The sequence below is a fragment of the Variovorax sp. efr-133-TYG-130 genome (genome assembly GCF_030208835.1).
In the GTDB taxonomy this organism is placed as follows: domain Bacteria; phylum Pseudomonadota; class Gammaproteobacteria; order Burkholderiales; family Burkholderiaceae_C; genus Variovorax.
The window spans coordinates 211,226-217,585 of sequence record NZ_JARVTD010000027.1; the positions used below are offsets into that span (position 1 = coordinate 211,226).

Sequence of the window (6,360 nt, forward strand, 5' to 3'; positions counted from 1 at the left end):
TTTTGCGATCAGTCCCAGGCCGGCGACAGGCCGGCCGGGTCGGTCAGGCGCTCGCCACGGTCGAGCGCCGCGATCTGCGCCATCTCCGCGTCCGTCAGCCTGAGCTGCTGCGCGCGCAGGTTGCCTTCGAGGTTCGCGCGCTTGGTGGACGACGGAATCACCGCGTAGCCCAGCTGCATCGCCCATGCCAGCGTGACCTGCGCGGTGGTCGCGCCGTGCGCCTTGGCAATCGCCTCGATGACCGGATCGTTCAGCACCTTGCCGTAGGCCAGCGTCATGTAAGAAGTGATGTGGATGCCCTGGCTCTTTGCGAACTCCGCCACCTTGCGGTTCTGCAGGTACGGGTGCAGCTCGATCTGGTTGGTGGCGATGTTCTGCGCGCCCACGGCCGCGATGGCTTCCTTCATGAGCGCGATGTTGAAGTTGGACACGCCGATGTGCCTGGTGAGCCCCTGCGCCTTGGCATCTGCCAGCGCGTCCATGAATTCGGCCACCGGCACCGCATCGCCTGGCGAGGGCCAGTGGATCAGCGTCAGGTCGACGTGGTCCGTGCGCAGCTTGGCGAGGCTGTCTTTCAGGCTGGGCACCAGCTTGTCTTTGGCGTAGTTGTCGGTCCAGATCTTGGTGGTGATGAACAGGTCTTTGCGCGCCACGCCGCTTTCTGCAATGGCCTGGCCTACCTCGGCTTCATTGCCGTAGATCTGCGCCGTGTCTATGGTGCGGTAGCCCACGTCGAGGCCGTTCTTCACCGAGTCGATGACCACCTGGCCCTTCAGGCGGAAGGTGCCGAGGCCGAATGCGGGAATGGGGTTGCTGTGGCTGTTGTTCGTATTCATGTGTTGTCCTTGTGCGTTGAAAAAAGAGAAGAAGAAAAAAGAAGCTCAGTGGCCGGCCGGCACCGGCCCCGAAGCGCGAACCGGAATGCCGGCACGGCGGTCGAGCACGCCGCTCCATTGCGTGAGGGCCAGCGACACGAGCACAACAAGTGCGCCAATCCACGGCGTGTGCATCAGCCCCAGGTGCGTCACGATCAGCCCACCGGCCCAGGCCGCGCCGGCAATGCCCAGGTTGAACGCCGCGATGTTCAGGCCCGAGGCCACGTCCACCGCCTGCGGCGTGAAGCGCTCGGCCTGCTTCACCACGTACACCTGCAGCCCCGGCACATTGCCGAACGCCACCGCGCCCCACATCAGCACCGCGAGCAGCGCCAGCCACTTGTGCGGCGCCGCGAAGTTGAACACCAGCAGCACGGCGGCCAGCAGCGCGAAGATGACCTTCAGCGCCGGAATGGGGCCCATGCGGTCGGCCAGCTTGCCGCCCCAGATGTTGCCGACCGCCACCGACACACCGTACACCAGCATCACCCAGCCCACGGCGCCCGCGCTGAAGCCCGACACGTCAGTGAGGATGGGCGCCAGGAACGTGAACGGAATGAACGAGCCGCCATAGCCGATGGCCGTCTTCGCATACACCAGCAACAGGCGCGGCTCGGCCAGCACCTTGGCCTGCTGCGCCAGCGAGGCCGGCGGCGTGTGGCGGATGTTGGAGGGCACGAATATCCAACTGCCGATGAACGCGACAACGCCCAGCGCAGACACGGCCAGGAAAGTCTCGCGCCAGCCGAAGTGCTGCCCGATGAACGTGCCCAGCGGCACACCCGTGACCAGTGCGACCGTGAGGCCCGTGAACATGATCGCGATGGCGCTCGCCGCCTTTTCCTTCGGCACCAGGCCGGTGGCAATCGTCGAGCCGATGGAGAAGAAAACCCCGTGCGCCAGCCCCGTGAGCACGCGGGCGGCAATCAGCGATTCATAGCTCGGCGCCTGCCACGCCAGCAGATTGCCGACCGTGAACAGCGCCATCAGCCCGAGCAGCAACGCCTTGCGCGGCAGCTTGCCCGTGAGGGCCGTGAGCACCGGCGCGCCGATGGCGACGCCCAGTGCATAGAGGCTGACCAGCAGGCCGGCGGAGGGGAGGCCGATGTGGAGGTCGGCTGCGACTGTGGGGATGAGGCCAACGATGACGAACTCGGTCGTTCCGATGGCGAAGGCGCTGAGGGTCAGCGCTAGTAGGGCTATGGGCATGAGGGCACTCCTTTTATTGGATGTAGAGGAGTGTCTTGTGGTTACCTTTGCGGATAAATGGGGGTTGGGACAGAAGATAGTTGCTTCAAAAGCAAAGATCTAGCGCTTGCGCGGCAGATCCGTCCTCGGATGTGAGCATGGGACGACCAAAGATTGACAACTGGCGTTCGGCCACTTGTCTGGCAGGCGCGATCTTTCGGCGAACTGAACTGTGCCTTGCAAACTAGCATGAGGCATCATGGCACTCTGATCTGGCACTCGCCTTGAGCCTGTGTTTTAGCGGCTATTTCGCCGGCCAACTGCCTATTGTGGAAATTAAATGATCGACGTTATTTGGGGAACGGCAAAAGACAAACCTGAGTCCTCGCGCTTACTCGCAGAGCAGTTGGCGGAGATGGATGCGCAAGGCCAACTTTATATCGGATATCCAATTATGGGTTCTCCACTTGGGCCAGTGAAGTTCGATGCACTCCTAATTTCTGCAGAGCTTGGTCTTGTTGCATTTGATTTGGTTGAAGGTACGGAAATTGGCGAATATAAAAATAGGCAAGATGATGTTGCTTCGATGCTTGAGGTTAAATTCAAGCCGTACCCCAATCTAAAACAAGGCAGGCAGCTTAAGTTTGCGATTAATGTAATTACTTTTGCGCCCGCAAAAACTACAATCCCGGAGAGCATGGAGCCGTACTTCATTGCGAACTCCGTGAATCTTAATTCACAGATCAAAGGTTTTAGCTGGGAGTCCGATTCAGCCACCTATTCGGCACTAGTCGCTGCAGTGCAGGTTGTGACATCTATTAGGGCGGGTAGGCTAAAGAGAGAGCCAAAAAAACCTGACTCCAAGGGCGCTAAACTGAAGAAGGTAGAAGATTCCATTGCGAACTTGGATCAACATCAATCCCAAGCCGTGATCGAAACCGTTGAGGGTGTGCAGCGGATCCGCGGGCTGGCGGGTTCGGGTAAAACTATTATTTTGGCGTTAAAGGTAGCGTATCTTCATTCCCAAAATCCAGAATGGAAGATAGGTGTGACTTTTAATACGCGCTCATTGAAAGAACAATTTCGCCGTTTAATCAACAATTTTACAATTGAGCAGACTGGAACTGAGCCTGATTGGGCGCAGATCGACATTCTCAACGCGTGGGGTGGTCCCGGTGGTAAAGAGCGAGATGGAATCTATCACCGCTACTGTGTTGAGCATGGCGTCGATTTCATGGATTATGGAGGCGCAAAGCTCAAGTTTGGCCAGAACAATGAATTGAAAGGCGTGTGTGCTTTGGCGTTATCTCAAACATCGCTTGTTAAGCCGCATTACGATCTCATGCTTGTAGATGAAGCACAAGATTTACCGCCCGAATTTCTCAGGCTCTGCTATGCATTTTTGCGCGATCCCAAACGATTGGTCTATGCGTACGATGAACTTCAATCATTGACCGGCCACGCCGTCCTTCCTCCTGAAGAGTTATTCGGGACAGATACTAAAGGACGGCCGCTGGTGGTTTTTGGCGCGGAAGAAATTAATAGCCCTCGCCAAGATATTATTCTTGAGAAATGCTATCGAAATTCAAGGCCGCTACTTGCAACGGCGCATGCACTGGGTTTTGGAATTTATCGTCAGAGCGGATTGGTTCAATTTTTCGGTCAAGATTCTCTTTGGACCGATGTCGGTTACGTGGTTGAAGCGGGTGAAATTGCTGGGGGAACAAACGTTGTTCTTTCTCGTACGCCCGATACGTCCCCGTTGTTTCTCGAAGATCATTCCAGTACTGACGATTTGATTCAATTCATAAAATTCGGCACATCTGCTGAGCAGACTGAGTGGCTCGTTAATGCAATTAAAAAAGACATCTCGGATGAGGAGTTGCGGCCTGAAGATATTGTGGTGATAAATCCAAACCCTCTGACGACGCAACGTGAAGTTGGACCAGCTCGACAAGCACTCTTCCGAGATGGGGTAAATAATGAGCTTGCTGGAGTAAGTACATCAGCTGACGTTTTTAGCAAAGCCGATGCAGTTACCTTTACAGGAATTTTTAGGGCTAAAGGTAATGAGGCCGGGATGGTGTATATCTTAAATGCTCAGGATTGTTATTCTGGATGGGATAAGGCCGCAACTGCGCTCGTGCGGAATAGGATTTTTACCGCCATAACTCGATCGAAAGCTTGGGTGCGTGTTCTTGGAATTGGGTCGCATATGGATAAGCTCATCGAAGAGTTGAATTTGCTTCGTGAAAACGATTTCAAGCTAAAATTCAATTATCCAACGTCCGAAGAGAAGGCTCAACTCAGACTTATTAATGTTGGAAAAACTAGCAGAAAAAGGACAAAGCAACGTAGAGAGCTTCAAGCCGTACTTGATGCTGTGAATAGTGGAGAGCTCGATGCGGATCATATTATTGAGCAGCTTAAAAAAGCAAATCGGCCGTATTGAGCTATGTCTGCAGAAGTCATTGGCGCTCAAATTCGAGAGGTGCTGGCGCGGCTGATTGAAGCCGGGCTGTCAGCACAGCAATTTAATCCTTCGGTGCAAACACTTGCTGGGGGGCGCGTAAGTGTTGGGGATCTTCCAATGTCGAACTATGCATTAAAGGATGTTTACTACCAGACGGTTTACGAAGATTTGGATCGAAATTCTGCCTTTCATTCAAAACTGGTCGATGGTGGTCTACTAGCTTTTCAGTATATTTTTGCCAAAAATGGTGCGATTCTGAAGCATAGACTCACTTATTTCCCTTCAATGATTCTGCCAACTATCGAAGAAGCCCCGTTGCTATACGAAAGTGATGAACTCTTTGCTGACATAATGTTTCAACGATTAGTCCGTTTTCCGATTCGCTTTGATTTTGCCCCCGAGCAGTATGTGGATGTTGATCATCCACAATGCCATTTGACGTTGGGTCAGTTTGATGGCTGTAGAATTCCAGTGACTGGGCCGGTAAGTCCATATGTTTTCACAATGTTTCTTTTGCGTAATTTCTATCGAAAATTTTATGTGAGACATAGAAACTTATTTGATAAAAAAATAAAGAGCACACAGTTGGACTTAACAATTAGTGATTTGGAAAGAAAAATTACCCATTTGGTGGTGTCGTAATTATTTTGTTTAGCAAGATTTGCATGCGGCTTTTATAAATTTGCAGGCCTTGCATGGATACGGCTGTACGTAGCTATACTGCCGCGTCGCGCAAAAAAAGCGCGTCCGGGTTTGGAAGCCCGTCGAAGTTCTGCGACGAAAGCCGCAGCTACCGCACATGGTCTGCGGCTTTTCTGTTTGCGCCTCCAGTTTTGGCGGCTCGAACGGGAAGGCGCGAGCCTTGCCGGTTCTCGTCAGAGCTTCCCGGTCTTCCAACCCGTTCGAGCTGCCGCCATCGTTTGGAAGCGGTTGCGGCGGTTGTTGCAAAACCGAAGTTCTGGGAGGCCATACATGGCTGAATCTGCATCCGCGTCAGCGCAGTCAAGCGCTCGATCCACATCCCCCAACCTCGACGACCTCGCCCTGCAAGCCTGCGACGACGCCGAAAACCTCAACGACGTGATGCGCGCCTACGCCGCGCTCAGAAAGCTCGTTGACACCAGCGCCCTGAACGACAGCGAGGAACTCACCCCCAGCCGCAGTGAGCTGAGCGCCTTGCTCGGTGTGCTCAACGACGCGCTGACGGCGCGCATCGACGCCATCAACCTCGCGGCCGGCGCGGTGCGCGAAGCGGTGCAAGGACGCAAGCTGAACCTCGCTTGAGATAGCCGGCAGCGAAGAGTCCGTTGTTCATTCGGGCAGCCGGTCTGGCCGGCTGATCGTCTCCGCGCGGGCTGCGCGGTGAGGCTTGGATGTGCAAGGGCTCTTCGAAGTTGTTCCTCAGTGCTGCGCTGGCGGCTGCGACTGCTAAGCGCCGTGGATCATCAGCATGACCAAGAAGGTCACCCACAGCGCGCCGGCTCCAAGCAGATACATCCCCAGCAGAAAGGCGGCCAGATAGCCGATGCGCTGCCAGATTCGAGGGGTGCTCAGAACGAAGCGCCAATAGATCCAGGCCGCCCATGCAAAAAGGATCGCGGCTGTGATTGGAACGAGGTTCTCGAAAAGTGGCTGGAACTTGCGCTGGTCCAGCGCCCCCACAGCCACGAACATGGCCGGCATCGCCAGGAACCACGCCAGCACGTTGAGAAGAAGACGTGCCCAGACCTTGATCATAGAATTGCTTCTCCCTTGAAGAAATGCTTCGGTGTTGATTTCCATCCAGAAGTGACCCACTTGGCCCGGTGATTTCCATCTAAATCT

The 6,360-nt window shown here is 54.9% G+C and carries 6 protein-coding genes; 3 read left to right on the top strand and 3 right to left on the bottom strand.

Features of this window, described 5'->3' with window-relative positions:
* Nucleotides 1-8: 8 nt before the first annotated feature.
* Nucleotides 9-836 (bottom strand): 2,5-didehydrogluconate reductase DkgB, encoded by an 828-nt coding sequence (dkgB, locus tag QRN67_RS22045; RefSeq protein ID WP_285413608.1) that lies wholly within the window; start codon nt 834-836, stop codon nt 9-11.
* Nucleotides 837-881: 45 nt separating this feature from the next.
* Nucleotides 882-2,084 carry an MFS transporter gene (locus QRN67_RS22050; protein ID WP_285413609.1) on the bottom strand — a complete coding sequence of 401 codons (1,203 nt, stop codon included), beginning with the start codon at nt 2,082-2,084 and terminating at the stop codon, nt 882-884.
* 319 nt (nt 2,085-2,403) lie between these two features.
* Here QRN67_RS22050 and QRN67_RS22055 point away from each other — a divergent pair, with 319 nt between their 5' ends.
* The 3 genes from QRN67_RS22055 to QRN67_RS22065 all read left to right on the top strand — a co-directional run bounded on the left by QRN67_RS22055 (nt 2,404) and on the right by QRN67_RS22065 (nt 5,820).
* Complete coding sequence (locus QRN67_RS22055; RefSeq protein ID WP_285413610.1) at nt 2,404-4,515, top strand: DEAD/DEAH box helicase; 2,112 nt, start codon at nt 2,404-2,406, stop codon at nt 4,513-4,515.
* 3 nt (nt 4,516-4,518) lie between these two features.
* On the top strand, nt 4,519-5,178 hold the full coding sequence (locus QRN67_RS22060; protein WP_285413611.1) for a DUF2290 domain-containing protein: 660 nt from the start codon (nt 4,519-4,521) through the stop codon (nt 5,176-5,178).
* Between the two features lie 330 nt (nt 5,179-5,508).
* Entirely contained in the window at nt 5,509-5,820 is a 312-nt protein-coding gene (locus QRN67_RS22065) for a hypothetical protein (protein ID WP_285413612.1), read from the top strand.
* A gap of 144 nt (nt 5,821-5,964) precedes the next feature.
* Here the strand turns inward: QRN67_RS22065 and QRN67_RS22070 are convergent.
* On the bottom strand, nt 5,965-6,360 hold a 396-nt coding region (locus tag QRN67_RS22070), incomplete at its 5' end, for a hypothetical protein (protein ID WP_285413613.1).

What these genes read in the sequence shown, in the direction of transcription:
- QRN67_RS22050 (WP_285413609.1), bottom strand. Translation starts at nt 2,084, where the DNA reads ATGCCCATAGCCCTACTAGCGCTGACCCTCAGCGCCTTCGCCATCGGA.
- QRN67_RS22065 (WP_285413612.1), top strand. Translation starts at nt 5,509, where the DNA reads ATGGCTGAATCTGCATCCGCGTCAGCGCAGTCAAGCGCTCGATCCACA.
- QRN67_RS22055 (WP_285413610.1), top strand. Translation starts at nt 2,404, where the DNA reads ATGATCGACGTTATTTGGGGAACGGCAAAAGACAAACCTGAGTCCTCG.
- QRN67_RS22060 (WP_285413611.1), top strand. Translation starts at nt 4,519, where the DNA reads ATGTCTGCAGAAGTCATTGGCGCTCAAATTCGAGAGGTGCTGGCGCGG.
- dkgB (WP_285413608.1), bottom strand. Translation starts at nt 836, where the DNA reads ATGAATACGAACAACAGCCACAGCAACCCCATTCCCGCATTCGGCCTC.